This window comes from Polaribacter marinaquae (assembly GCF_038019025.1).
GTDB lineage: Bacteria > Bacteroidota > Bacteroidia > Flavobacteriales > Flavobacteriaceae > Polaribacter > Polaribacter marinaquae.
The window spans coordinates 3,018,290-3,042,625 of sequence record NZ_CP150496.1; the positions used below are offsets into that span (position 1 = coordinate 3,018,290).

Genomic DNA, 24,336 nt, shown 5'->3' on the forward strand with positions numbered 1-24,336 from the left:
AGTCAGTTTTAAAGATGGAAAAAAGAAATCTTAGAAAAGAGAGAATTGGTGTTGTTTCTAGTAACAAAATGGAAAAATCTATTGTTGTTGCTGAAACTAAAAGAGTTAAGCACCCAATGTACGGAAAGTTCGTATTAAAGACTAAGAAGTACGTTGCACACGACGAAAAGAATGATTGCAACGAAGGAGATACAGTTAGGATCATGGAAACAAGACCTATGAGTAAATCTAAACGTTGGAGATTAGTAGAAATCCTAGAAAGAGCTAAATAATATGTTACAGACAGAATCAAGATTAAAAGTAGCAGATAATACTGGAGCTAAAGAAGTTTTAGTAATTAGAGTTTTAGGAGGTACAAAAAAGCGTTACGCAAGTATTGGAGACAAGATTGTTGTATCGGTTAAATCTGCAACTCCTAACGGAACTGTAAAAAAAGGTCAAGTATCTAGAGCAGTTGTTGTAAGAACAAAGAAAGAAGTTAGACGTAAAGACGGATCTTATATTAGATTTGATGATAATGCTTGTGTACTTTTAAATCCTACAGAGGAAATGAGAGGAACTCGTGTTTTCGGACCAGTTGCACGTGAACTTCGTGAGAAACAATTCATGAAAATAGTATCATTAGCACCTGAAGTGCTTTAACATTATAATAAAATGAAGAAGTTTAAATTAAAATCAGGAGATACTGTAAAAGTAATTGCAGGAGATCATAAAGGATCTGAAGGTAAGGTTTTACAAATTATCAAAGATAAGGATAGAGTTTTAGTAGAAGGTGTAAATTTAGTTTCTAAACACACTAAACCTAATGCTCAAAATCCTCAAGGTGGTATTGTAAAGAAAGAAGCTTCTCTTCATATATCTAACGTAATGTTAGTAGAAGAAGGTGTAGCTGTAAGAGTAGGTTATCAGGTTGATGGAGATACTAAAACTAGAATCTCTAAAAAAACTAAAAAATAAGAGTAATCATGAGTTACGTACCAAGATTAAAATCAGAATACAAAGAAAGAGTTGTTAAAGCTCTTACTGAAGAATTCAGTTATAAGAATGTAATGCAAGTACCAAAATTAGAAAAGATTGTTGTTTCTAAAGGTGTTGGTGCTGCAATTGCAGATAAGAAATTAATAGATTATGCTTTAGAAGAGTTGACTAAAATTACAGGTCAAAAAGCGATATCTACAATGTCTAAAAAAGATGTTGCATCATTTAAATTACGTAAAGGAATGCCAATTGGAGCAAAAGTTACGTTAAGAGGTGATAAAATGTATGAATTTTTAGACAGACTAGTTACAGCTTCTTTGCCACGTGTAAGAGACTTTAACGGTATTAAAGCTAATGGATTTGATGGTAGAGGTAATTACAATTTAGGTATTACTGAACAAATCATTTACCCAGAGATAAATATTGACCAAGTGAAGAAAATTAACGGTATGGATATTACTTTTGTAACATCTGCAAATACTGATAAGGAAGCAAAGTCATTATTAGGAGAATTAGGTTTACCATTCAAAAAAAATTAAGAAATGGCTAAAGAATCAATGAAAGCTCGCGAACGTAAAAGAGCAAAAACAGTTGCAAAATATGCAGAAAAGAGAAAAGCTTTAAAAGAAGCTGGAGACTATGAAGCATTGCAAAAATTACCAAAAAATGCATCACCAGTAAGAATGCACAACAGATGTAAATTAACTGGACGTCCAAAAGGATATATGAGACAATTTGGTATCTCTCGTGTAACGTTTCGTGAAATGGCAAATCAAGGATTAATACCAGGTGTTAAAAAGGCAAGTTGGTAGAAATTTTAAATAAAGCTTAAAAATAAAAATAGAATGTGTATCTTTGCACGCTCTATTTTTTTTGAGTATAAGAATTTTAACTGATTATAGGTTCATTTATCACAGAGAAATCTGTAGCATAAATAGAGGTATTTGAAAACCGTAATCGCAATATAAATAAGTATGTATACAGATCCAATTGCGGATTTTCTAACAAGAGTTAGAAATGCAATCGCTGCAGGACACAGAGTAGTAGAAATTCCAGCTTCAAACTTGAAGAAGGAAATGACTAAAATTTTGTTTGACCAAGGGTTTATTTTAAGTTATCAATTTAATGATGATAAAGTTCAAGGAACTATCAAGATAGCTTTAAAATATGACAAGGAAACAAAAGAGTCAGTAATTAGAAAAATCCAACGTATCAGTACGCCAGGTTTAAGAAAATATGTTGGTTCTTCAGAGATGCCAAGAGTATTAAACGGACTAGGTATTGCTATTGTTTCAACATCTAAAGGTGTTATGACAAACAAAAAAGCACGTCAAGAAAATGTTGGAGGAGAAGTTTTATGTTACGTTTATTAATTTTTAAGAAATGAGTAGAATAGGAAAAAATCCCGTTAGCATTTCACAAGGTGTAGATGTAAACATAAAAGACAACGTAATTACTGTAAAAGGGAAATTAGGAGAGTTAACTCAAACTATTTCTGAAGGAATTACAGTAAGTATTGAAGATGGAGTTATCACGTTAGATAGAGCGTCGGAAAGCAAAGACCATAAAGCACAACATGGTTTAATGAGAGCTTTAATCAATAACATGGTTGAAGGTGTAAGTAAAGGTTGGACTAAAGAATTAGAGCTTGTAGGAGTAGGTTATAGAGCTTCAAATCAAGGTCAGAAATTAGACTTAGCTTTAGGTTTCTCTCATAATATTGTTTTAGAATTAGCTCCAGAAGTGAAAGTAGAAACAGTATCAGAGAAAGGGAAAAACCCAATCATTAAATTAACTTCTTTTGACAAACAGTTAGTTGGTCAAATAGCTGCAAAGATTCGTTCTTTTAGAGCTCCGGAGCCATATAAGGGTAAAGGTGTTAAGTTTGTTGGTGAATTATTAAGAAGAAAAGCAGGTAAATCTGCATAATAATATAGCAATATGGCATTATCAAAGCTAGAAAGAAGAGCTAGAATAAAGCGTAGAATTAGAAAAATTATTTCTGGTACTGCTACAAAACCAAGATTATCGGTTTATAGAAGTAACAAAGAAATTTACGCTCAAATAGTAGACGATGTAAACGGAGTGACTTTAGCTGCTGTTTCATCTAGAGATAAAGATATTAAAGCAAGTTCTAAAATTGAAGCAGCTACTTCGGTAGGTAAAGCAATTGCAGAAAAAGCTACTAAAGCAGGATTAGAAAATGTTGCTTTTGATAGAAATGGTTATTTATACCATGGTAGAGTTAAAGTATTAGCAGAAGCTGCAAGAGAAGCTGGTTTAAAATTTTAAGAAAATATGCAAGGTTATAAAAACGTAGAAAGAGTTAAACCTAGTGGGTTAGAACTTGTAGATAAATTAGTAGGTGTACAACGTGTTACTAAAGTTACAAAAGGTGGTAGAGCATTTGGTTTCTCTGCAATTGTTGTTGTAGGTGATGGTAATGGTGTTGTAGGACATGGTTTAGGTAAATCTAAAGATGTTTCTTCTGCAATTGCAAAAGCAGTAGAAGATGCAAAGAAAAACTTAGTTAGAATTCCTATTTTAGATGGTACTTTACCTCATGAACAAAAAGGTAAATTTGGTGGAGCAAAGATTTTTATCAAGCCTGCATCTCCTGGTACAGGGGTTATTGCTGGTGGTGCTGTACGTATCGTATTAGAATCTGTTGGTGTACATGATGTATTATCAAAGTCTCAAGGATCATCTAATCCTCACAATGCTGTGAAAGCTACTTTTGATGCATTATTACAATTAAGAAGTGCATCTTCTATTGCTAAGCAAAGAGGTATATCTATAGAAAAAGTATTTAACGGATAAATCTAAGAACGATGGCAAGAATTAAAGTTACACAAGTAAAAAGTCAAATCGGACGTCTTCAAAGTCAAAAAAGAACTTTAGAGGCTTTAGGTTTACGTAAAATGAACCAAACTGTAGAACATGAGGCAACTCCTACAATTATTGGTATGGTAAATACAGTTAAACACTTAGTTTCTTTTGAAGAAATTAAATAAGATTTATAAAAAATGAGTTTACATAATTTAACACCTGCAGAGGGTTCCATTAAAAAAGGAAAAAGAATTGCAAGAGGTGAAGGTTCTGGAAAAGGTGGTACTGCTACAAGAGGTCACAACGGACAGAAATCTCGTTCTGGTTATTCTAAAAAGATAGGTTTTGAAGGTGGTCAAATGCCTCTTCAAAGACGTGTACCTAAATTTGGTTTCACAAATATTAACCGTAAGGAGTATCAAGGAATCAATTTAGATAAATTACAATCTTTAGTTGATAGTGGAAAAATAACAGATACAGTAAATTTAGATATTCTAATTGCTAACAGATTGGCTGGTAAAAACGACCTAGTTAAAATTTTAGGAAACGGAGAGTTAAAAGCTAAATTAAATATAACTGTACATAAATTTACAGCATCAGCAAAAGCAGCTATTGAAGCAGCTGGAGGAGAAGCTGTTGCTTTATAAGAACACGTAAATGATGAATTTTATTAATACGCTAAAGGATATTTTCAAAATTGAAGAATTAAAAAACAAAATTCTTCTTACTATCGGTTTAATTGCTGTGTATCGTTTTATGGCTGCTGTACCATTACCTGGTATAGATCCATTACAGTTATCAGCTTTAAAAGAAAGTACTTCTGGAGGTCTTTTAGGATTATTGAATGCATTTACAGGTGGGGCATTTGCTAGGGCGTCAGTAATGGCTCTTGGTATAATGCCATACATTTCTGCTTCTATTGTAGTTCAGTTAATGGGAATTGCTGTTCCTTATTTACAAAAACTACAAAAAGATGGGGAAAGTGGTAGAAAAAAAATTACACAAATTACAAGATGGTTAACAATAGTTATTACGTTAGTACAAGCACCAACGTATATTACTGCTATTAAGACTCAATTTAACTTACCACCAGAAGCTTTTTTAGTTAGTGGTTTAACTTTTTGGGTATCATCAATCATAATCTTAACTGCAGGTACAATTTTTGCTATGTGGTTAGGTGAGCGTATTACTGATAAAGGTATAGGTAATGGTATTTCATTATTAATTACTGTTGGTATTATTGCTAATTTCCCAGCTGCTTTTTTACAAGAGTTTGTTTCTAAAACAGAAAATGCAGGTGCAGGTGGTTTAATGATGATTTTAATTGAAATTATCGTTTGGTTTGTAGTGATTTTATTAACTGTTTTATTAGTTACAGCTGTTAGAAAAATTGCTGTACAATATGCAAGAAGAACAGTTGCAGGTAATGTACAAAATGTTGCAGGTTCAAGAGATTACATTCCTTTGAAATTAAATGCAGCAGGTGTAATGCCAATTATTTTTGCTCAAGCAATTATGTTTTTGCCTTTAGCTTTAGGTCAAAGATTTCCAGCTTTAGTTGGTTTAACAGATCCTAATGGTTGGCAGTACAATGTTATATTTGCTTTACTAATTATAATTTTTAGTTATTTTTATACTGCAATTACAATTCCTACCAATAAAATGGCTGAGGATTTGAAGAGAAGTGGTGGTTTTATTCCTGGTATTAGACCTGGAAAAGATACTGCGGATAGATTAGATAGTGTATTATCTAGAATAACTTTCCCTGGATCGTTATTTTTAGCTGCATTGTCTATATTACCTGCAATTGTAGTTCAGTTTGGAGTACAACAGGGATGGGCAATGTTTTACGGTGGTACATCATTAATCATTATGGTAGGTGTAGCAATTGATACAATGCAACAAATTAACTCGTATTTATTAAATAATCATTATGATGGTTTAATGAAAACAGGAAACAGCAATAGAAAATCAAATAAATAGTATGGCTAAACAATCAGCAATTCAACAAGACGGAACAATCACAGAAGCATTATCAAATGCTATGTTTCGTGTAGAATTAGAAAACGGACATATTGTAACGGCTCACATTTCTGGTAAAATGCGTATGCATTATATCAAGCTTTTACCTGGAGACAAGGTAAAGTTAGAGATGAGTCCGTATGATTTATCAAAAGCAAGAATTACTTACAGATACTAAAAAAAAACTAAACAGATGAAAGTTAGAGCATCAGTTAAAAAAAGAAGTGCCGACTGCAAAATAGTGCGCAGAAAAGGTAGATTATACGTAATTAATAAACAAAATCCTAGATTTAAACAAAGACAAGGGTAATGGCAAGAATAGCAGGTATTGATATTCCAAAGAATAAAAGAGGGGTTATTGCTTTAACTTACATCTTTGGTATTGGAAGCAGCAGAGCTAAAAAAGTTTTAGCAGAAGCTAAGGTAGACGAGAGTATTAAAGTTCAAGATTGGACTGATGATCAAATCGCTGCAATTAGAGAGCAAGTTGGATCTTTCACAATTGAAGGAGAATTAAGATCTGAAGTTCAGATAAACATCAAACGTTTGATGGATATTGGATGTCAGAGAGGAATTCGTCATAGACTTGGTCTTCCTTTAAGAGGACAAAGAACTAAAAACAATTCTCGTACAAGAAAAGGTAAGAGAAAAACTGTAGCTAACAAGAAAAAGTAAGTTAGACAAGTAACATAAGATCTATCAATTGGTTTTACCAATTATTAATAGAAAACTAAGTTACTAAAACTAAATAATTATGGCAAAAGCAAGTTCAAAAAAACGTAAAGTAATAATTGAAGCAATAGGAGAAGCTCATGTAACAGCATCTTTTAATAACATCATTATTTCTTTAACTAATAAAAAAGGAGATGTAATTTCATGGTCATCTGCAGGTAAAATGGGTTTTAGAGGTTCTAAAAAGAATACTCCTTACGCAGCTCAATTAGCAGCAGAAGATTGTGCAAACGTTGCAAAAGAAGCAGGTTTACGTAAAGTAAAAGTTTATGTAAAAGGACCAGGAAATGGTAGAGAATCTGCAATTAGATCTATTCATAATGCAGGTATCGAAGTAACAGAAATTATCGATGTTACTCCAATTCCTCATAATGGTTGTCGTCCTCCTAAGAGAAGAAGAGTATAATTAAATATTTTAACTTGATAGGAACAAGATTATCGAAGGAGTAAGCCTTAATTCATAATCCCTATCTATAACACAAATGAAATGGCAAGATATACAGGACCAAAAACAAAAATAGCCCGTAAATTCGGTGAAGCTATTTTTGGAGAAGATAAAAACTTCGAAAAAAGAAATTACCCTCCAGGACAGCATGGTAATGCAAGAAGAAGAGGAAAAAAATCTGAATATGCTACTCAATTAATGGAGAAGCAAAAAGCTAAATATACTTACGGTATTTTAGAACGTCAATTCAGAAACTTATTTAAAGATGCTTCTGCTTCACAAGGTATTACAGGTGAGATTTTATTACAATTATGTGAGTCTCGATTAGATAATGTTGTTTACAGAATGGGTGTTTCTAAATCAAGAAGTGGTGCACGTCAATTAGTTTCTCACAGACATATTACTGTTAATGGAGAATTAGTAAACGTACCATCTTACAGATTAAAAGAAGGAGATGTAGTTGCTGTTAGAGAAAAGTCTAAATCTTTACAAGCTATTGATGATGCTTTAGCATCTAACAATAATGTTTATGAATGGTTAACTTGGAATTCTGATAAAAAAGAAGGAACTTTTGTTAAAGTACCAGCAAGATTACAAATTCCAGAAAACATTAAAGAGCAGTTAATCGTAGAATTATATTCTAAGTAATAAATTAATCATATTGGTATTTAGCCAAAGGATTTATAAGTATTTCTTCACACTCATATTTCGCGCAACTAAATAACAATTAAAACGAAGAAAAAATGGCAATTTTAAATTTTCAAAAACCAGATAAGGTTATAATGATAGAATCTACAGATTTCTCTGGAAGATTCGAATTTAGACCTTTAGAACCAGGTTTTGGTTTAACAATAGGAAACGCTTTAAGAAGAGTACTTTTATCTTCTTTAGAAGGTTTTGCAATCACATCTTTAAGAGTTGATGGTGTAGAACATGAATTTTCTACTGTATCTGGTGTTGTAGAAGATGTAACTGAAATTATCTTAAACTTAAAGCAAGTTCGTTTTAAGAAACAAATAGACGAAACAGATAGAGAAACTGTATCTGTTTCTATTTCAGGTCAAGAGCAGTTTACTGCTGGAGATTTACAGAAATTTATATCGGGATTCCAAGTATTGAATCCAGATTTAGTTATTTGTAACATGGATAAATCTGTTAAATTAAATGCAGAAATTACAATAGAAAAAGGTAGAGGGTTTGTACCTGCAGAAGAAAATAAAAAAGCTTCAGCACCAATAGGTACAATCTTTACAGATTCTATTTACACACCAATTAAGAATGTAAAGTACGCAATCGAAAATTACCGTGTAGAACAAAAAACGGATTACGAGAAATTAGTTTTCGATATTGATACTGATGGATCTATAAATCCTAAAGACGCTTTAACAGAAGCTGCTAAGATTTTAATTCACCACTTTATGTTATTCTCTGATGAGCGTATCACTTTAGAGGCAGATGAAATTGCACAGACAGAAACATATGATGAAGAATCATTACATATGCGTCAGTTATTAAAAACTAGATTAATTGATATGGACTTATCAGTAAGAGCATTAAATTGTTTAAAAGCTGCAGAAGTTGATACATTAGGCGATTTAGTTTCTTTTAACAAAAGTGATTTAATGAAGTTTAGAAACTTTGGTAAAAAGTCTTTAACAGAACTAGAAGAATTAGTTATTGTTAAAGGTTTAAGTTTCGGAATGGATTTAAGCAAATACAAATTAGATAGAGATTAATTTTCATATTTTGCTCCTCAAAGAGAGTTGATGCAAGATGAATAATAAAACAAGGTCATGAGACACGGAAAAAAACACAATCATTTAGGAAGAACAACTTCGCATAGAAAAGCGATGTTAGCTAATATGACTTGTTCTTTAATAGAACATAAGCGTATTAACACAACAGTGGCTAAAGCAAAAGCATTAAGAGTTTTTGTTGAACCATTAGTAACAAAGTCTAAAACTGATACTACTCACAATAGACGTATTGTTTTTTCTTACTTACGTGATAAATTTGCTGTTACAGAATTATTTAAAGAAATTTCTGTAAAAGTAGGAGATAGACCAGGTGGTTACCTTCGTATTATCAAATTAGGAAATCGTCAAGGAGATAACGCTCCTATGGCAATGGTAGAGTTTGTTGATTACAACGAAATCTATAACCCTAATGGTAAAAAAGCGAAAAAATCTACAAGAAGAGGAAGAGGAAAAAAATCTGAATCTGCTCAAGTAGAAGGTACTGCAACAGAAGCAAAATCTGAAGAATAAAAAATGAAAATTTTTTAATTTATATAAAAGGGATAAACGTTTACGTTTATCCCTTTTTTTATATTTTTACAACAACAACAAACACAATTATATATTAATGAAATATCAAACAAGAAAAAAAGCACTAGTTTTATTAGCTGATGGAACTATCTTTTATGGAAAATCTGTAGGTATAGAAGGAACTTCAACAGGAGAAATTTGTTTTAATACAGGTATGACAGGTTATCAAGAAATTTTTACAGATCCATCTTATTTTGGTCAAATAATGGTTACTGCAAATGCTCATATTGGTAATTATGGAGTAAATGATGATGAAGTAGAATCTGATGGAATTAAAATATCTGGTTTAATATGTAGAAATTTTAGTTTTACTCACTCTAGAGTAGATTCTAACGGTAATTTAAAAGATTGGTTCGAAAAGCATAATATTGTTGCAATTTCTGATGTTGATACTAGAGCTTTAGTAGCTTATATTAGAGACAATGGTGCTATGAACGCAATCATATCTACAGAAATAGATAACATCGAAGAACTAAAAAAACAACTTGCATCTGTACCAAGTATGGAAGGATTAGAGTTAGCTTCTAAAGTTTCTACAAAAGAACCATATTTTGTAGGTGATGAAAATGCTTTAATTAAAATATCGGCATTAGATATTGGTATTAAGAAAAATATTTTAAGAAATTTAGCTAAAAGAGGTGCTTATATTAAAGTATTTCCTTACGATTCTAAGTTCTCAGAATTAGAATCATTTAATCCTGATGGGTATTTCATTTCTAACGGACCAGGAGATCCAGAGCCTTTAATAAATGCACAAGAAGTTGCTAAAGAAATTATAAAACGAGATTTACCTTTATTCGGTATTTGTTTAGGTCATCAAGTTATTGCATTGGCAAATGGTATTTCTACATATAAAATGCATAATGGTCATAGAGGTATTAACCATCCTGTTAAAAATATTGCAACTGGTAAAGGTGAAATTACTTCTCAAAACCATGGTTTTGCAATCAATAAAGAAGAAACTGAAAGTAATAAAGATATTGAAATAACACATGTTCATTTAAATGATCATACGGTTGCTGGTATCAAAATGAAAAATAAACCTGTCTTTTCTGTACAATATCATCCAGAGGCTAGTCCAGGACCTAATGATTCAGAATATTTATTCGACCAGTTTATAGAAACTATAAAAAGCAATTCATAAACTTAATTGTTAATCTATAAATATTGAAATCGTTTTCGTAAGAATCCGTTTAAACTCAAATAAATGAGTATCATATTTTGTAAATTAGCAATATAGAATAGTAAATTAATTAAATAAAATATACAATGAGTATTATTATTAGCGTTCACGCACGTCAGATTTTTGATTCAAGAGGAAATCCAACAGTTGAAGTAGATGTAACTACTGAAAATGGAATTTTAGGTAGAGCAGCAGTTCCTTCTGGAGCATCTACAGGAGAACATGAAGCAGTAGAGTTACGAGATGGAGGAGATGCTTATATGGGGAAAGGTGTTTTAAAAGCTGTTGATAATGTAAATAATATTATTGCTGCAGAACTTTTAGGAGTTTCTGTATTTGAACAAAATAGTATTGATAAATTAATGATTGATTTAGATGGTACTCCAAATAAATCTAAACTAGGTGCAAACGCAATTTTAGGAGTTTCTTTAGCTGCTGCTAAAGCTGCTGCAAATGAGTTAGGAATGCCTTTATATAGATATGTTGGTGGTGTTTCTGCAAACACATTACCAGTACCTATGATGAATATAATTAATGGTGGTTCTCATTCTGATGCACCCATTGCTTTTCAAGAATTTATGGTGATGCCAGTTATGGCAGAAACTTTTTCTCAGGCTATGCAAATGGGATCAGAGATTTTTCATAATTTAAAGAAAGTATTACATGACAGAAATTTATCTACTGCTGTAGGTGATGAAGGAGGTTTTGCACCAACTTTAGATGGTACAGAAGATGCTTTAGATACAATTGCGTTAGCAGTTAAAAATGCAGGTTATTCTTTCGGAGACGAAATTATGGTTGCATTGGATTGTGCTGCGGCAGAATTTTATGTTGATGGAAAATACGATTATTCTAAATTTGAAGGTGAAACTGGTAAAATTAGAACTAGCCAAGAACAAGCAGATTACTTAGCTGAATTAGCTGCTAAATATCCTATTATTTCTATTGAAGATGGTATGGATGAAAACGATTGGGAAGGTTGGAAATATTTAACTGAAAAGATTGGTGATAAAGTACAATTAGTTGGAGATGATTTATTTGTAACAAATGTAGAACGTTTATCTAGAGGAATTGAAAACGGCATTGCAAATTCTATCTTAATTAAAGTAAACCAAATTGGTACTTTAACAGAAACAATTGCAGCAGTAAATATGGCTAAAAATGCTGGTTTTACATCTGTAATGTCTCATAGATCTGGTGAAACAGAAGATAATACAATTGCAGATTTAGCAGTGGCATTAAATTGTGGACAAATAAAAACAGGTTCTGCTTCTCGTTCTGATAGAATGGCGAAGTACAACCAATTATTAAGAATAGAAGAAGAATTAGGCGAAGTTGCATATTTCCCTAAAGAAAAAGCTTTTAAAATATAATTTTTTAAGTTTTATAAACATTACAAGCCTCGCATTTTATGCGAGGTTTTTTCGTTTTTAAACTATAAGTTAATATTATTTTAAAATATTGAAAAACTATAAAAAAGTAATATAAATTATCTATAAAATATGGTATCTTCGTGGAATTGAGAAAAACACAATAAAATCATTATAAATGTCAGATATAGCTAAATTACAAATCGGAGAAGATTCATATGAATTTCCTCTTGTAAAAGGAACAGAAAATGAAGTAGCAATAGATATTAAATCGTTGCGTGGAGCTACCAATGGGGTTATTACAATAGATCCTGGATACAAGAATACAGGTTCTTGTGAAAGTGCTATTACTTTTTTAGATGGTGAAAAAGGAATCTTAAGATATAGAGGGTATTCTATTGAAGATTTAGCAGAAAAAGCAGACTTTTTAGAAGTTGCATATGCTTTAATTTTTGGTGAGTTACCAACAAAAGAACAATTAGAAAAATTTCATTCTGATATTAAATCTAAGTCTGTTGTAGATGATGATGTTAAAAAAATATTAGATGCTTTTCCTAAGACAGCTCACCCAATGGGTATTTTGTCTTCTTTAACAAGTGCATTAACAGCTTTTAATCCTTCTTCAGTAAATGTAAATTCAGAAGAAGAAATGTACAATGCAATTGTAAAAATACTAGGTAAATTTCCTGTGTTAGTTGCTTGGACAATGCGTAAGAAAACAGGTTTACCTTTAAACTACGGATCTAAATCTTTAGGTTATGTTGAAAATATCATGAAAATGATGTTCGAAGAGCCAAATGAAGAATACGTAATCAATCCAATAATTAAAGACGCAATAGATAAATTATTAATCTTACATGCCGATCATGAGCAAAACTGTTCTACTTCTACAGTAAGAATAGTAGGTTCTTCTCATGCAGGGTTATTTGCTTCTTTATCTGCAGGAATTTCTGCACTTTGGGGACCATTACACGGTGGTGCTAATCAGGCTGTTTTAGAAATGTTAGAAGCTATTAAAGAAGATGGCGGAGATACAAAAAAATACATGGCTAAAGCAAAGGATAAAAACGATCCTTTCCGTTTAATGGGATTTGGTCATAGAGTTTATAAAAACTTTGATCCTAGAGCTACAATTATTAAAAAAGCAGCCGATGAAGTTTTAAAAGATTTAGGTATCGAAGATCCTATTTTAGATATTGCAAGAGGATTAGAGCAAGAAGCACTTAACGATCCTTACTTTGTAGATAGAAAATTATATCCTAATGTAGATTTCTACTCTGGTATTATTTATAGAGCAATGGGAATTCCTGTAGAGATGTTTACAGTAATGTTTGCTTTAGGTAGATTACCAGGTTGGATTGCACAATGGAAAGAAATGCGTTTAAACAAAGAGCCAATTGGTAGACCTCGTCAAATTTATACTGGCGAAAACTTAAGAGCTTTTACATCTATAGAAAATAGATAATAAAAACACTAACAATAAAAAGCTTCATAATTATATGAAGCTTTTTTTTTTACATTTTTTATATGTTAAAACTAAATATCAAAAATGAAACAGCTAAACTTAAAGCTGTAGTATTAGGAATAGCAAATAGTGTTGGTCCTACGCCCAAAGTAGAAGATTGTTACGACCCTAAAAGTAAGCAGCATGTTCTTGCGGGTACTTACCCAAAAGAAGCAGATATGGTTGCTGAAATAGATGCGGTTGCAACTGTTTTAGAAAAATATAATGTAGAAGTTTTTAGACCAAAAGTTATAGAAGATTATAATCAAATATTTTCTAGAGATATAGCATTTGTAATAGAAGATAAATTGGTAAAAGCAAATATTTTGCCAGATAGAGATCAAGAAATTGATGCGATAAATCATGTGTTATCTCAAATTGATGCTAAAAATATTATAAAGCTACCTGAAGAATGTCATGTAGAAGGTGGTGATGTAATGCCCTGGAATGATTATATTTTTGTGGGTACTTACTCAGGAGAAGATTATCCAGAATTTATTACAGCAAGAACGAATACAGATGCTGTAATTGCGTTGCAAGAATTGTTTCCAGAAAAAACGGTAAAATCTTTTGAATTAAGAAAAGATAATGTGAACCCTAAAGAGAATGCTTTACATTTAGATTGTTGCTTTCAACCAATAGGAAAAAACAAAGCTATACTTCATAAAAACGGATTTTTAGTTGAAAAAGAATATCAATGGTTAGTAGATTTCTTTGGAAAAGAGAATATTTTTGAAATTGATAAGGAAGAAATGTATAACATGAATAGTAATATTTTTTCGATTTCAGAAGATGTAATCATTTCAGAAAAAAACTTTACTCGCTTAAATACGTGGCTTAGAAGTAAAGGATTTATAGTTGAAGAAGTTGCTTATTCAGAAATAGCCAAACAAGAAGGCTTGCTAAGGTGTTCTACAATGCCGTTAATAAGAGAATAAAGCTTGTAATAAATTTAGTAAAAACCGTTTTCAAAAAAAGAAAACGGTTTTTAATTTTAATACGTATTCTATTATAATATGTGTTTATATTTGTACTTTATTTAAAATTTATGCAACAAACTACAAATACCATATTAATGATTCGTCCTATCAACTTTAGGATGAATGAACAAACCGCAGTAAACAACTATTTTCAGGAAGACATTGATTTAAAAAATGCTGAAATTAATAACAAAGCTCAACAAGAATTTGATGCTTTTGTTTTTAAATTAAAAAGTTTTGGTGTTAATGTTGTAGTAGTTTCTGATACTGATAAATTTGACACACCAGATTCAATTTTTCCTAATAATTGGATTTCTTTTCATTCTGATGGAACTGTAGGATTGTATCCAATGTTTGCAGAAAATAGACGTTTGGAAAGAAGAGATGATATTTTAAATGAGTTAGAAAAAAATGATTTTTTAATCGAAAATATTGTTGATTATACTTCTGCTGAAGAAGAAGATTTATTTTTAGAAGGTACAGGAAGTATTATTTTAGATAGAGTAAATAGAAAAGCATACTGCGCTTTATCTGCCAGAGCAGATGAAGATTTATTTATAGAGTTTTGTGAAGATTTTGAGTATACACCTGTAGTTTTTGTTGCTAATCAAACTGTAGAAGGAGAGAGAGCAGCAATTTATCATACAAATGTGATGATGTGCGTTGCAGAAACTTTTGCAGTAATCTGTCTTGATACCATAGATAATAAAGCCGAAAAGAAAAATGTCTTAAAGCATTTAAAAGAAGATGGTAAACAGGTCATTGAAATTACTGAAGCTCAAATGCATAATTTTGCCGGTAACATGTTACAAGTTAGAGGAGCTAATGATGAGTTGTTTCTTGTGATGAGTAAAACTGCACACGATTCGTTAACACAAAGTCAGGTAGCTAAAATAAATAATCATTGTAAAATTATTTCTAGTTCTTTAGAAACAATAGAAACTTGCGGTGGTGGTAGTGCACGATGTATGATGGCAGAAGTATTTTTACCAAAAAATTAAAATCAAGTTTAAATTGCTGCGGATAAATGAATTTACTACTCTTGGCTATTGCGCCAGTAACTATTATAATTTTATATATTTACTTTAAAGATAAATATGAAAAAGAGCCTGTAACAATTTTAGTAAAAACATTTCTATTAGGTGCAACTGTAAGTGTGACTCTAACTTTTGCTATTGGCTATGCTGCTACCTTATTATTTCCAGAATTAAATTCAAAAGATATATTTCATCAGTTTTTAAAAGCTTTTGTAGTAGTTGCTTTAGTTGAAGAATTTTCTAAATATTTAATAGTAAGGTTTTATTCGCAAAAAAATAAAGAATTTAACGAACCCTTCGATGGAATCGTCTATGCAGTGATGGTTTCTATGGGGTTTGCAGCTTTAGAAAATGTAATATATACTTTTCAATATGGTGCTGGGACAGGTTTAATTAGAGCTTTTACGGCTGTTCCTGCACATGCAACTTTCGGAATTTTGATGGGATATTTTATGGGAAAAGCTAAGTTTTCTAAGAATAGAGTTCAATTGAATTTAATTGGTTTGTTATTAGCTACAATATTTCATGGAGCTTATGATTTTTTTCTATTCATAAATTTTATTCCGGGAATTTCAATTGGTGCTTTTATATCGCTTATAATAGGAATTGTTCTTTCTAGAAAAGCTATTAAAAAGCACCAAGATAATTCTGTTTTTAAATTGTAATTATTTCTCTAAAACTTCATCTATAATTTTTCCTGATGTTCCGTTTGGCGCTTCAATTTTAAGTAAATTAGAAATTGTAGGTGCAATATCTATAATATCATATTTCTTAGTAGATCTTCCTTTTTTAATTCCGTTACCATAAAATATAATTGGTACGTGTGTATCATAAGAGTAACCAGAACCGTGACTTGTACCTTTTCTACTGCTAATTAATGTTGCAGGATAAGGAATCATTAAAACGTCTCCAGAAAATTTCTGATTGTAACCATTTTGCAAAGAGCTTAAAATACCGCTAGTAAAATTAGTTGTTTGTAATGTTCTAGCAGTTACAGCTTTGTATATTTTATCAAAATTTACAACTTCATCAGCAATTCTTTGTGCAACATCATTTTTATCTAAACCTAAAGATTCAATTTTATTTTTATCTAAAAAGATTTGATAATTAGAAACATTTTCTATCAATTCTTTAGAATTAAAATACTTTTGGGTAACACCTAATAAGAAGTCGCTAAAATCTTTAGTGCTCATATAATGTGCAGGTATTTTTAGTGATTGAAGGTAAGATGGTACATGAACCGCTGCATGATCTGCAGTTAAAAATAAAGTGTAATTTCCTTTACCAACTTCAGTGTCTAAAAAATTAAAAAATTCTTCTAAATCTTTATCAAGTCTTAAATATGTATCTTCAGTTTCTACAGCAGCAACACCGTATCTATGACCAACATAATCTGTAGATGAAAAACTAACACTTAAAAAATCTGTAAATTCAGTAGTACCTAATTGTTCTCCTTTAATCACTGCTTTTGCAAAATCTACAGTATAAGTATTACCAGCAGGAATAGTTTTGATCAAGCTAAAATTCCCATTTTTTTCTCTTAATTCTTTTAAGTTTTTAGGAAAGTCTGGTTTTTCTTTTCCGTTTAAATTGTTTTCGTAAATATTATTATCGGCTCTACTTTGTGTATATGTTTCGATATCATATAATGTTTCCCAAGTAGTATTTAAATAAGAATCTGCTTTGTTATTTTTATTAAAATCTTTTACCCAACTTGGTAATTCATCCATATAAAAAGAACTAGTTATCCATTGATTTTTATCGCCTCCATCGTACCAATATGCAGCATTAGCTGTATGCCCAACTGGTAAAATTGCAGATCTATCTTTAATAGAAATACCAATTGTTTTTCCTTGCATATTTTGTGCTAATTGTAACTGATCGGTTATTGTTGTAGTGTATAATCTATGTGGAGATTTTTTTCCAACATAACCATCATTTCCTACCGTTTTGTAGTTATCATCATCTACACAGTAGATCGTTTCTTTTAATTTTTTATCGTACCAATTGTTAGAAATTATACCGTGATTATCTGGTGTTGTACCTGTATATATAGATGTGTGTCCGACAGCAGTATATGTTGGTATATAATTAAAATGGGCATTTTCAAGAGAGAATCCGTTTTTTAAAATTCTATTAAACCCGCCTTCAGAATACCTGTCTGCATATCTTGTTAAATAATCATATCTCATTTGATCTATTACAATACCAATTACCAACTTTGGTTTTTTTGAGGTTTTTGTACTACTTCTAGTACAACTAGAGATTAAAATAATTGATGTTAATAGGTAGAAAATAGCTTTCTTCATTAGTTGAAAAATATTATAAATTTCATCAAAAGTAATTATTTTTTATTTTGAAGTTGTATAATTAACATTCAATTAATCATATTTTAATACTTTAGCCTAAAATTAGTTTAAATGACGTATTTAGAACATGTGGGTAAGTATTTTATGATGTTAAAGCGTGTTTTTAGAAAACCGCAGAAACGTCGTGTTTTTTACCAAGCATTAATGAAAGAAGTTGAAGATTTAGGTATTAAATCTTTAGGTATTATTATGTTTATCTCATTTTTTATTGGAGGAGTGATTGCATTACAAACTGCCTTAAATTTAGATAGCCCATTTATACCAGATTCTTTAATTGGTTTTGCCGCAAAAAGATCTATAATTCTAGAATTTGCACCTACATTTTGTTGTATTATTTTGGCAGGTAAAGTGGGTTCTTATATAACTTCTAGTATTGGTACAATGCGAGTTACAGAGCAAATTGATGCTTTAGAAGTTATGGGAATTAATTCACTTAATTTTTTAGTATTACCAAAAATTATAGCGGCTCTTTTTTTCTATCCTTTTTTAATAACGTTAGCAATGGCTCTTGGTATTTTTGGAGGTTGGATTGCAGGTGTGCTTTCTGGTTTGTTTGCAGGTACAGATTACATAACAGGTATTCAAACAGATTTTAAACCATTTTTAATAGTTTATGCATTAATAAAAACGATAATCTTTTCTTTTTTAATAGCTACTGTGCCTTCATATCATGGTTATTATGTAAAAGGAGGATCGATTGCTGTAGGAAGAGCAAGTACACAAGCTGTAGTTTGGACAACCATTTTAATAGTTATTGCAAATTATTTTTTAACTCAAATGCTATTAACATAAAATATGATAGAAGTAAAAAATTTACATAAAGGATTTAATGGTACAGAAGTTTTAAAAGGGATTACAACAACTTTTTTACCTGGTAAAACAAATTTAATTATTGGACAAAGTGGTTCTGGTAAAACAGTATTTTTAAAATCTTTAATTGGATTGCATGTTCCAGAGAAAGGAACAGTTGCTTTTGACGGAAGATTAAACACAGAATTTACTCAAGAACAAAAAATGCAGTGGAGACAAGAAATAGGCATGGTTTTTCAGGGAAGTGCTTTGTTTGATTCTCAAACGGTAGAAGAAAACGTAATGTTTCCTTTAAAGATGTTTACTAAGAAATCTCAATCGGAAATGTTAGATCGTGTAAACACAGTTCTTAAAAGGGTAAATTTAGAAAATTCCAACAAAAAATTACCTGCAGAACTATCTGGAGGAATGCAAAAGAGAGTTGCAATTGCTAGAGCAATTGTTATGAACCCTAAATATTTGTTTTGTGATGAACCAAATTCTGGTTTAGATCCTCAAACTGCAATTGTAATTGATAATTTAATTCAAGAAATTACAGATGAATATAAAATTACGACAGTAATAAATACACATGATATGAATTCTGTAATAGAAATTGGAGAAAAAATTGTTTTTTTAAATAAAGGAGTAAAAGCTTGGGAAGGTTCTAGTGAAGATATATTTTCTACTGAAAATGAGTCGGTTGTAAGTTTTGTTTATTCTTCTAATTTATTAAAGAAAGTTAGGCAAGTTTATTTAGATGAAATAAAATAAAAAAAAACTTGTTTTATTTAAATTAAGGTGTATATTTGCACCCGCTAAGCGAAAAGAATGACCTGGTAGCTCAGTTGGTAGAGCATCTCCCTTTTAAGGAGAGGGTCCTGGGTTCGAGCCCCAGCCCGGTCACTTGATTATAAAACTCCACACTTTGTGTGGAGTTTTTTTTTAACACTACTTCAACATAGTTTTGCTTTTAAACTAGTATTTTTGTTTAAATAATTACAAGTAATGATAAACAAAATATTTTTAATCATTTATTTTAGCACTATGAATTTATCAAGCCAAATACTTTTCGACTTTAAAAAATCTGTAAACATTGAAGATTGGAAAATAGTAGATGATGTTGTAATGGGAGGAAAGTCTTATGGCAGTTTTATCTTAAATAATTCTGGTTATGGAGAATTTTATGGAAAAATCTCTTTAGAAAATAATGGCGGATTTTCATCATTAAGAAATAAAAATATAAACTTAAAAACTATTGGCTATACAGAGGTAGTTATAAAGGTAAAAGGAGATGGTAAAAAGTATCAATTTAGATTAAAAGATAATTTAGATAATGCTCATTCCTACATATCGCCTTTTACAACCTCCGGAGAGTGGCAAACTATCAGAATAAAGCTTTCAGAAATGTACCCTGCCTTTAGAGGAAGAAAATTATCAATCGGAAATTTTTCTGCTAACAGTATTGCTGAAATTGCATTTCTAATAGGTAATAAAAAACAAGAAGCTTTTAAATTAGAGATAGATAAAATTTATCTACAATAGTATATATTTTAAGAATCAAATCACTTTTTTTGTATCTTTCCAAAGTTATAAATTAATATAAATGGAAGAAGATCTTAAAAACCCTACACCTAATGCAGCAGAAAATTCTAAACAAAATGTTCAGAAAGATGCAAAAGGTTTGCTAGAAAGTGTAAAAAAGTTTTTAATAGAACTTTTCGACTTTAGAGATGATACAGATCACGAAGCAACTATAGAAGCTATAAAAGCAGATATACCATTTAAAGGTGCTACAGCTTGGATTTTACTTTTTGCCGTTTTTGTGGCCTCTATCGGTTTAAATGCAAACTCTACAGCAGTTGTAATTGGTGCCATGTTAATATCGCCATTAATGGGGCCAATATTAGGTTTAGGTATGTCTTTTGCATTAAATGACATCAATACTTTTAAAAAGTCTTTGATGAACTTAGGAACCATGATTGGTTTAAGTTTATTTGCTTCGTTCTTGTTCTTTTACTTTTTTCCTTTAAGTGAAGATAATTCAGAATTATTAGGAAGAGTTAGTCCAGATATTCGAGATGTTTTAATTGCCTTTTTTGGTGGATTAGCCTTAATGGTTGCAAGAACAAAAAAAGGTACTATAGCTTCAGTTATTTTTGGTGTTGCAATTGCAACAGCATTAATGCCACCTTTATGTACAGCTGGTTATGGTTTAGCTAAAGGTAAATTTTCTTACTTTTTTGGTGCTATGTATTTATTTACTATAAATACTATTTTTATTGCATTGGCAACATTTTTGGTGTTAAAATTATTACGTTTTCCTATGCATAAATATGCAAATGCGGCTAAACGTAAAAGATACTCTACCATTGCAACAGTAGTTGGTATTGCTGTAATGATACCTGCCATATTTACTTTTATAACTGTTTTTAAAGAAAACCAAGTAAAAACACAGGTTAATAATTTTATTAAAAACGAAGTTAAAACTGTAAAGTCTTTTCAATTAATTGATGATTCTTACAGTTATGAAAATAAAATTATTAATCTTAATTTCTTTAATGAAGTAAGTGATGGCGAAGAAAATATTTTAAATAATCAATTAGCAAATAACGTTAGCTACGATAAAATAAAGGATTTTAAAATAATTATTAAGGGTAGCGATACCAAAAGTTTTGAGTTGATTACAACAGCTTATAAAGAGAAAAGAGAAGAGCTCAAGGAAAGTAAAAATATTATTGCAGGTTTACAAAAACAAATAGCAGATTTAGAGGAAACTATATCTAGTTTAAATAACAGAATAGAACAAGATGCTTTAAATAAAAATCAAAAAGTAGTAGCTTTTAGTAGAATAGCAAAAGATGCTAAAATAAGATACGTAGATATCGAAGAAATTGGTTTTGCAAGTGTTTTGTCTTCTAAAGATTTTATTAAAATTGATACAATTCCGGTTGCAACAATTAAATGGAATCTAAAGATACCAGATAGTATTATAACACCTAAAGAAAGGGAATTAAGAAATTGGTTGCAAAAAGAAATGAATTTAGATACTTTATTTATTAAAAGAGATTAACTAAAAAAAGCTCCTTAAAAAAGGAGCTTTTTTTATATCATTATAAATCTTTGTAAAGTTTTACTTCTACATTTTGATTAAATAAATAGACTTTTTTATTAGACATATTTAAGCATTCGTAACGAGTTCTTCTTTTATTACCGCGTTTGTAAATAGTATTTTTAAAAATAAAGAGTTCGTTTAAAGGAATGTCAAAAATAAAATGTTTGCCATTTTCTGCAACATTTCCTCTTAAAGCTAGAGATAAATTTACATCAGAATCTGTGCTTGCTTTCGGGTTTTTTAAATAATTGGCTAAATGAGGTAAAATTTCATTCGGATAAATATTTGGATTTAAAAAAGGCAACATCAAATGCTGAAAAATAGCTTTCCATTCTTTACCATGTGCTTGAACTACTCCAAATTTTTGATGCGTAACATGATGTGCTATTTCATGCACCAAAGTCAATAGAAATTGATATTTATTTAAATTATTATTTACGGTTATTTGAAATTTACCATTTGGTAAACTTCTAAAATCGCCATGTTTTGTGGCTCTTTGGTTTACAATTTTTAATGTGAAATTATGTTCATTAATTAAAAATTCTAAAAAAGGAATTGCTTTTTGGGGTATGTAATTTTTATATTCTGTATCCAAAATTGAAATGAAATTACGGAGTTGTAGAAGATACCTGTAAAACTTTACCGTTATAAAATTTATTACCTGTTAAAGCAAAGTTATATATATAATCTGCCATTTCTGTAGCTGTTAAAGGTGCTTGATAATCAGGAAAAGCTTCTGCTAACATTTCTGTTTGTACGGCTCCTAAAGCCAAAACATTAAAAGCTATTTGTTGTTCTTTATATTCTTCTGCTAACAATTCTGATAAGGTAATAACAGCACCTTTGGCAGATGAATATGCAGCCAATCCTGCAAACTTCATGCTTCCTTGAATTCCGCCCATAGAACTAACAGTAACTACATGACTTCCTTTCTTTAAATAAGGAATCATAATTTTTGTGATTTCTGCAACTGCAAATACATTTACTTTATAAACATCTAGAAAGTCGTTAGAAGAAAGCTCTGTAAAAGGTTTATTTACAAGTTTACCAGCATTGTTTATTAAAATATCTACACTTTGCCAATTGTTCTCTACAAATTCAGAAACTTTTTTTAAATCATTAGAGTTCGATAAGTCAACAGAAATTACTGTAATATTTTTATGGTTATAGTTTAACAAAGGTTTTGTATTTCTAGACAAAGCCAAAACATTATGACCATTTTCTGCAAACTGTTTGGCAAGTTCAAAACCAATTCCTCTACTTGTACCTGTAATAACTACGTTTTTCATTATTTAAGTTTAAAGCAAGCAAATTAGGTATTTTTTCATACATTTAAAGATAAAATTTATACAAATGAAGAAATTACTTTTACTTTTTACAACACTTTTTATGTTACAAAACGTTAATGCACAAACAACATATATTTTATGCGGAAAATTATTAGATACAAAATCTGGTGTAATTTCTTCTAAAAAAACAATTGTTGTAAAAGGAGATAAAGTTTCTAAAATTTTAGATGGTTATGTTGCTCCTAAAAGTTCTACTGCAAATGTTATAGATTTAAAAGATAAAGTGGTTTTACCTGGTTTAATTGATTTTCATGTTCATATAGAGCAAGAATTTAATAGAAATACAAGGCTGAATAATTATATTTTAAACGAGGCAGATGTTGCATTTAATTCTGTAGGTTTTGCAAAAACAACCTTATTAAATGGCTTTACATCTGTAAGAGATTTAGGCGGGACAGGTGTAAATATTTCTATAAAAAATGCTATAAATTCTGGTAAAATTATGGGACCAAGAGTTTTTACAGCGGGTAAATCTTTGGCAACTACTGGTGGTCATGCAGATCCTACAAACGGAAGTAGTAGAAAACTAATTGGAAATCCTGGACCAAAAGAAGGTGTCGTAAATTCTGTAGATGATGCAAAAAAAGCTGTTAGACAGCGTTATAAAAACGGAGCAGATTGTATAAAAATAACAGCAACAGGAGGTGTTTTAAGTGTTGCAAAATCAGGCGATAATCCGCAGTTTACAATAGAAGAGATTAAAGCTATTTGTGAAACGGCTGAAGATTATGGAATGCATGTTGCTGCGCACGCGCACGGAGATGAAGGAATGAAAAGAGCAATAATAGGAGGTGTTAAAACCATAGAACACGGAACTTATATGAGTGAAGGGACAATGGGGTTAATGAAAAAACACGATACATATTTAGTGCCAACAATTACTGCAGGTAAAGAAGTAGAAGAGAAAGCTAAAATTGAAGGTTTTTATCCAGAAATAGTTGTTCCTAAAGCTTTAGCAGTTGGTCCACAGATTCAAGGAACTTTTGCAAAAGCGTATAAAAAAGGTGTTGGAATTGCTTTTGGTACAGATGCAGGTGTTTTTAAGCATGGTAATAATGGTAAAGAATTTGGTTTTATGGTTGAGGCCGGTATGCCAGCTATAGAAGCAATTCAATCTGCAACAATTACAAATGCGATGTTATTAAAGATGTCAGATGAAATTGGTCAGATTCAAAAAGGATTTTATGCAGATATTATAGCTGTAGATGAAGATCCAACAAAAAACATTAACACAATGGAAAATGTAGTTTTTGTGATGAAAAACGGTGTTGTTTACAAGGAAAAATAGCTCTTGAAAAGCGTAACAA

General features: G+C 30.6%; 33 protein-coding genes and 1 tRNA gene. 31 read left to right on the forward strand and 3 right to left on the reverse strand.

The features are described 5' to 3' along the window. Nucleotides 1-14 precede the first annotated feature (14 nt). The 25 genes from rpsQ to WG950_RS13450 all read left to right on the forward strand — a co-directional run bounded on the left by rpsQ (nt 15) and on the right by WG950_RS13450 (nt 16,072). Nucleotides 15-272 (forward strand): 30S ribosomal protein S17, encoded by a 258-nt coding sequence (gene rpsQ, locus WG950_RS13330; protein ID WP_018943599.1) that lies wholly within the window; start codon nt 15-17, stop codon nt 270-272. Nucleotide 273: 1 nt separating this feature from the next. Beyond that, nucleotides 274-642, forward strand: a complete 369-nt coding sequence (gene rplN / locus WG950_RS13335) for a 50S ribosomal protein L14 (RefSeq protein ID WP_015482230.1) — start codon at nt 274-276, stop codon at nt 640-642. A 12-nt stretch (nt 643-654) separates the two neighbouring features. Then, nucleotides 655-957: a 50S ribosomal protein L24 gene (gene rplX, locus WG950_RS13340; protein ID WP_077809828.1), complete on the forward strand. Its 303-nt coding sequence runs from the start codon at nt 655-657 to the stop codon at nt 955-957. Nucleotides 958-965: 8 nt separating this feature from the next. Further along, on the forward strand, nt 966-1,517 hold the full coding sequence (gene rplE, locus WG950_RS13345; RefSeq protein ID WP_077809827.1) for a 50S ribosomal protein L5: 552 nt from the start codon (nt 966-968) through the stop codon (nt 1,515-1,517). Between the two features lie 3 nt (nt 1,518-1,520). Further along, nucleotides 1,521-1,790, forward strand: coding sequence for a 30S ribosomal protein S14 (gene rpsN, locus WG950_RS13350; RefSeq protein WP_068363324.1), 270 nt, complete (start codon nt 1,521-1,523; stop codon nt 1,788-1,790). Nucleotides 1,791-1,952: 162 nt separating this feature from the next. Then, a complete protein-coding gene (gene rpsH, locus WG950_RS13355) occupies nt 1,953-2,351 on the forward strand; it encodes a 30S ribosomal protein S8 (protein ID WP_077809826.1) in 399 nt (132 codons plus the stop codon). 10 nt (nt 2,352-2,361) lie between these two features. Next, nucleotides 2,362-2,907, forward strand: a complete 546-nt coding sequence (gene rplF / locus WG950_RS13360; protein WP_077809825.1) for a 50S ribosomal protein L6 — start codon at nt 2,362-2,364, stop codon at nt 2,905-2,907. Nucleotides 2,908-2,919: 12 nt separating this feature from the next. Then, nucleotides 2,920-3,270: a 50S ribosomal protein L18 gene (gene rplR, locus WG950_RS13365; RefSeq protein ID WP_340933026.1), complete on the forward strand. Its 351-nt coding sequence runs from the start codon at nt 2,920-2,922 to the stop codon at nt 3,268-3,270. Nucleotides 3,271-3,276: 6 nt separating this feature from the next. Continuing rightward, entirely contained in the window at nt 3,277-3,798 is a 522-nt protein-coding gene (gene rpsE, locus WG950_RS13370; RefSeq protein ID WP_077809823.1) for a 30S ribosomal protein S5, read from the forward strand. An 11-nt stretch (nt 3,799-3,809) separates the two neighbouring features. Then, the gene (gene rpmD, locus WG950_RS13375; RefSeq protein ID WP_077809822.1) at nt 3,810-3,992 is read left to right on the forward strand and encodes a 50S ribosomal protein L30; all 183 of its coding nucleotides are present in this window, start codon (nt 3,810-3,812) and stop codon (nt 3,990-3,992) included. A 12-nt stretch (nt 3,993-4,004) separates the two neighbouring features. After that, nucleotides 4,005-4,454: a 50S ribosomal protein L15 gene (gene rplO, locus WG950_RS13380; RefSeq protein WP_077809821.1), complete on the forward strand. Its 450-nt coding sequence runs from the start codon at nt 4,005-4,007 to the stop codon at nt 4,452-4,454. Between the two features lie 13 nt (nt 4,455-4,467). Beyond that, a complete protein-coding gene (gene secY / locus WG950_RS13385; RefSeq protein ID WP_077809820.1) occupies nt 4,468-5,790 on the forward strand; it encodes a preprotein translocase subunit SecY in 1,323 nt (440 codons plus the stop codon). A gap of 1 nt (nt 5,791) precedes the next feature. Next, nucleotides 5,792-6,007 carry a translation initiation factor IF-1 gene (gene infA, locus WG950_RS13390; protein WP_004568721.1) on the forward strand — a complete coding sequence of 72 codons (216 nt, stop codon included), beginning with the start codon at nt 5,792-5,794 and terminating at the stop codon, nt 6,005-6,007. 15 nt (nt 6,008-6,022) lie between these two features. Then, complete coding sequence (ykgO, locus tag WG950_RS13395; protein WP_004568720.1) at nt 6,023-6,139, forward strand: type B 50S ribosomal protein L36; 117 nt, start codon at nt 6,023-6,025, stop codon at nt 6,137-6,139. Further along, a complete protein-coding gene (rpsM, locus tag WG950_RS13400) occupies nt 6,139-6,504 on the forward strand; it encodes a 30S ribosomal protein S13 (protein WP_077809819.1) in 366 nt (121 codons plus the stop codon). The genes ykgO and rpsM overlap by 1 nt, the downstream gene beginning before the upstream one ends. A 79-nt stretch (nt 6,505-6,583) precedes the next feature. Further along, a complete protein-coding gene (gene rpsK, locus WG950_RS13405) occupies nt 6,584-6,967 on the forward strand; it encodes a 30S ribosomal protein S11 (RefSeq protein ID WP_077809818.1) in 384 nt (127 codons plus the stop codon). Between the two features lie 81 nt (nt 6,968-7,048). Continuing rightward, complete coding sequence (gene rpsD, locus WG950_RS13410; RefSeq protein ID WP_077809817.1) at nt 7,049-7,654, forward strand: 30S ribosomal protein S4; 606 nt, start codon at nt 7,049-7,051, stop codon at nt 7,652-7,654. Nucleotides 7,655-7,749: 95 nt separating this feature from the next. Continuing rightward, nucleotides 7,750-8,742, forward strand: coding sequence for a DNA-directed RNA polymerase subunit alpha (locus tag WG950_RS13415; protein WP_077809816.1), 993 nt, complete (start codon nt 7,750-7,752; stop codon nt 8,740-8,742). 57 nt (nt 8,743-8,799) lie between these two features. Next, complete coding sequence (gene rplQ / locus WG950_RS13420; protein ID WP_077809815.1) at nt 8,800-9,273, forward strand: 50S ribosomal protein L17; 474 nt, start codon at nt 8,800-8,802, stop codon at nt 9,271-9,273. Between the two features lie 97 nt (nt 9,274-9,370). Further along, a complete protein-coding gene (gene carA / locus WG950_RS13425) occupies nt 9,371-10,477 on the forward strand; it encodes a glutamine-hydrolyzing carbamoyl-phosphate synthase small subunit (protein WP_340933033.1) in 1,107 nt (368 codons plus the stop codon). Nucleotides 10,478-10,602: 125 nt separating this feature from the next. Beyond that, complete coding sequence (gene eno, locus WG950_RS13430) at nt 10,603-11,889, forward strand: phosphopyruvate hydratase (RefSeq protein WP_340933035.1); 1,287 nt, start codon at nt 10,603-10,605, stop codon at nt 11,887-11,889. A gap of 175 nt (nt 11,890-12,064) precedes the next feature. Next, nucleotides 12,065-13,351 (forward strand): citrate synthase, encoded by a 1,287-nt coding sequence (locus WG950_RS13435; protein WP_077809812.1) that lies wholly within the window; start codon nt 12,065-12,067, stop codon nt 13,349-13,351. Nucleotides 13,352-13,413: 62 nt separating this feature from the next. Beyond that, complete coding sequence (locus WG950_RS13440) at nt 13,414-14,328, forward strand: dimethylarginine dimethylaminohydrolase family protein (protein WP_077809811.1); 915 nt, start codon at nt 13,414-13,416, stop codon at nt 14,326-14,328. Between the two features lie 110 nt (nt 14,329-14,438). Continuing rightward, nucleotides 14,439-15,371, forward strand: coding sequence for a citrulline utilization hydrolase CtlX (gene ctlX, locus WG950_RS13445; protein WP_340933039.1), 933 nt, complete (start codon nt 14,439-14,441; stop codon nt 15,369-15,371). A 26-nt stretch (nt 15,372-15,397) separates the two neighbouring features. Then, nucleotides 15,398-16,072: a PrsW family intramembrane metalloprotease gene (locus WG950_RS13450; RefSeq protein ID WP_340933041.1), complete on the forward strand. Its 675-nt coding sequence runs from the start codon at nt 15,398-15,400 to the stop codon at nt 16,070-16,072. On the opposite strand, the gene pafA is transcribed toward WG950_RS13450, so the two are convergent. Continuing rightward, on the reverse strand, nt 16,073-17,716 hold the full coding sequence (gene pafA, locus WG950_RS13455) for an alkaline phosphatase PafA (protein WP_340933044.1): 1,644 nt from the start codon (nt 17,714-17,716) through the stop codon (nt 16,073-16,075). 111 nt (nt 17,717-17,827) lie between these two features. Between pafA and WG950_RS13460 the strand changes: the two genes are divergently transcribed. The 5 genes from WG950_RS13460 to WG950_RS13480 all read left to right on the forward strand — a co-directional run bounded on the left by WG950_RS13460 (nt 17,828) and on the right by WG950_RS13480 (nt 21,638). Next, nucleotides 17,828-18,568 (forward strand): MlaE family ABC transporter permease, encoded by a 741-nt coding sequence (locus WG950_RS13460; protein WP_077809807.1) that lies wholly within the window; start codon nt 17,828-17,830, stop codon nt 18,566-18,568. A 3-nt stretch (nt 18,569-18,571) separates the two neighbouring features. Beyond that, nucleotides 18,572-19,339 carry an ABC transporter ATP-binding protein gene (locus WG950_RS13465; RefSeq protein ID WP_077809806.1) on the forward strand — a complete coding sequence of 256 codons (768 nt, stop codon included), beginning with the start codon at nt 18,572-18,574 and terminating at the stop codon, nt 19,337-19,339. 59 nt (nt 19,340-19,398) lie between these two features. Further along, nucleotides 19,399-19,471: transfer RNA gene (locus tag WG950_RS13470), tRNA-Lys, on the forward strand. A 141-nt stretch (nt 19,472-19,612) separates the two neighbouring features. Then, nucleotides 19,613-20,110: a CIA30 family protein gene (locus tag WG950_RS13475; protein ID WP_340933047.1), complete on the forward strand. Its 498-nt coding sequence runs from the start codon at nt 19,613-19,615 to the stop codon at nt 20,108-20,110. A gap of 61 nt (nt 20,111-20,171) precedes the next feature. Beyond that, nucleotides 20,172-21,638 (forward strand): DUF389 domain-containing protein, encoded by a 1,467-nt coding sequence (locus WG950_RS13480; RefSeq protein ID WP_079737032.1) that lies wholly within the window; start codon nt 20,172-20,174, stop codon nt 21,636-21,638. 40 nt (nt 21,639-21,678) lie between these two features. Here the strand turns inward: WG950_RS13480 and WG950_RS13485 are convergent, their stop codons facing one another. Further along, nucleotides 21,679-22,275, reverse strand: a complete 597-nt coding sequence (locus tag WG950_RS13485) for a SprT-like domain-containing protein (protein WP_340933048.1) — start codon at nt 22,273-22,275, stop codon at nt 21,679-21,681. A gap of 13 nt (nt 22,276-22,288) precedes the next feature. After that, a complete protein-coding gene (locus WG950_RS13490) occupies nt 22,289-22,969 on the reverse strand; it encodes an SDR family oxidoreductase (protein ID WP_340933049.1) in 681 nt (226 codons plus the stop codon). Nucleotides 22,970-23,033: 64 nt separating this feature from the next. Here WG950_RS13490 and WG950_RS13495 point away from each other — a divergent pair, with 64 nt between their 5' ends. Then, complete coding sequence (locus tag WG950_RS13495; protein ID WP_340933051.1) at nt 23,034-24,317, forward strand: metal-dependent hydrolase family protein; 1,284 nt, start codon at nt 23,034-23,036, stop codon at nt 24,315-24,317. Nucleotides 24,318-24,336 lie beyond the last annotated feature (19 nt).

Bases quoted from the DNA above. Each gene is read 5' to 3' on its own strand.
- WG950_RS13450 (WP_340933041.1), top strand. From the start codon at position 15,398: ATGAATTTACTACTCTTGGCTATTGCGCCAGTAACTATTATAATTTTA.
- rplX (WP_077809828.1), top strand. From the start codon at position 655: ATGAAGAAGTTTAAATTAAAATCAGGAGATACTGTAAAAGTAATTGCA.
- WG950_RS13495 (WP_340933051.1), top strand. From the start codon at position 23,034: ATGAAGAAATTACTTTTACTTTTTACAACACTTTTTATGTTACAAAAC.
- WG950_RS13475 (WP_340933047.1), top strand. From the start codon at position 19,613: ATGAATTTATCAAGCCAAATACTTTTCGACTTTAAAAAATCTGTAAAC.
- rpsD (WP_077809817.1), top strand. From the start codon at position 7,049: ATGGCAAGATATACAGGACCAAAAACAAAAATAGCCCGTAAATTCGGT.
- WG950_RS13440 (WP_077809811.1), top strand. From the start codon at position 13,414: ATGTTAAAACTAAATATCAAAAATGAAACAGCTAAACTTAAAGCTGTA.
- rplQ (WP_077809815.1), top strand. From the start codon at position 8,800: ATGAGACACGGAAAAAAACACAATCATTTAGGAAGAACAACTTCGCAT.
- rpsN (WP_068363324.1), top strand. From the start codon at position 1,521: ATGGCTAAAGAATCAATGAAAGCTCGCGAACGTAAAAGAGCAAAAACA.
- ykgO (WP_004568720.1), top strand. From the start codon at position 6,023: ATGAAAGTTAGAGCATCAGTTAAAAAAAGAAGTGCCGACTGCAAAATA.
- infA (WP_004568721.1), top strand. From the start codon at position 5,792: ATGGCTAAACAATCAGCAATTCAACAAGACGGAACAATCACAGAAGCA.
- rplE (WP_077809827.1), top strand. From the start codon at position 966: ATGAGTTACGTACCAAGATTAAAATCAGAATACAAAGAAAGAGTTGTT.
- rpmD (WP_077809822.1), top strand. From the start codon at position 3,810: ATGGCAAGAATTAAAGTTACACAAGTAAAAAGTCAAATCGGACGTCTT.
- rpsK (WP_077809818.1), top strand. From the start codon at position 6,584: ATGGCAAAAGCAAGTTCAAAAAAACGTAAAGTAATAATTGAAGCAATA.
- rpsQ (WP_018943599.1), top strand. From the start codon at position 15: ATGGAAAAAAGAAATCTTAGAAAAGAGAGAATTGGTGTTGTTTCTAGT.
- carA (WP_340933033.1), top strand. From the start codon at position 9,371: ATGAAATATCAAACAAGAAAAAAAGCACTAGTTTTATTAGCTGATGGA.
- rplN (WP_015482230.1), top strand. From the start codon at position 274: ATGTTACAGACAGAATCAAGATTAAAAGTAGCAGATAATACTGGAGCT.
- ctlX (WP_340933039.1), top strand. From the start codon at position 14,439: ATGCAACAAACTACAAATACCATATTAATGATTCGTCCTATCAACTTT.
- rplO (WP_077809821.1), top strand. From the start codon at position 4,005: ATGAGTTTACATAATTTAACACCTGCAGAGGGTTCCATTAAAAAAGGA.
- WG950_RS13480 (WP_079737032.1), top strand. From the start codon at position 20,172: ATGGAAGAAGATCTTAAAAACCCTACACCTAATGCAGCAGAAAATTCT.
- WG950_RS13460 (WP_077809807.1), top strand. From the start codon at position 17,828: ATGACGTATTTAGAACATGTGGGTAAGTATTTTATGATGTTAAAGCGT.
- WG950_RS13490 (WP_340933049.1), bottom strand. From the start codon at position 22,969: ATGAAAAACGTAGTTATTACAGGTACAAGTAGAGGAATTGGTTTTGAA.
- rplF (WP_077809825.1), top strand. From the start codon at position 2,362: ATGAGTAGAATAGGAAAAAATCCCGTTAGCATTTCACAAGGTGTAGAT.
- rpsM (WP_077809819.1), top strand. From the start codon at position 6,139: ATGGCAAGAATAGCAGGTATTGATATTCCAAAGAATAAAAGAGGGGTT.
- rpsE (WP_077809823.1), top strand. From the start codon at position 3,277: ATGCAAGGTTATAAAAACGTAGAAAGAGTTAAACCTAGTGGGTTAGAA.
- rplR (WP_340933026.1), top strand. From the start codon at position 2,920: ATGGCATTATCAAAGCTAGAAAGAAGAGCTAGAATAAAGCGTAGAATT.
- WG950_RS13465 (WP_077809806.1), top strand. From the start codon at position 18,572: ATGATAGAAGTAAAAAATTTACATAAAGGATTTAATGGTACAGAAGTT.
- secY (WP_077809820.1), top strand. From the start codon at position 4,468: ATGAATTTTATTAATACGCTAAAGGATATTTTCAAAATTGAAGAATTA.
- rpsH (WP_077809826.1), top strand. From the start codon at position 1,953: ATGTATACAGATCCAATTGCGGATTTTCTAACAAGAGTTAGAAATGCA.
- pafA (WP_340933044.1), bottom strand. From the start codon at position 17,716: ATGAAGAAAGCTATTTTCTACCTATTAACATCAATTATTTTAATCTCT.
- WG950_RS13415 (WP_077809816.1), top strand. From the start codon at position 7,750: ATGGCAATTTTAAATTTTCAAAAACCAGATAAGGTTATAATGATAGAA.
- eno (WP_340933035.1), top strand. From the start codon at position 10,603: ATGAGTATTATTATTAGCGTTCACGCACGTCAGATTTTTGATTCAAGA.
- WG950_RS13435 (WP_077809812.1), top strand. From the start codon at position 12,065: ATGTCAGATATAGCTAAATTACAAATCGGAGAAGATTCATATGAATTT.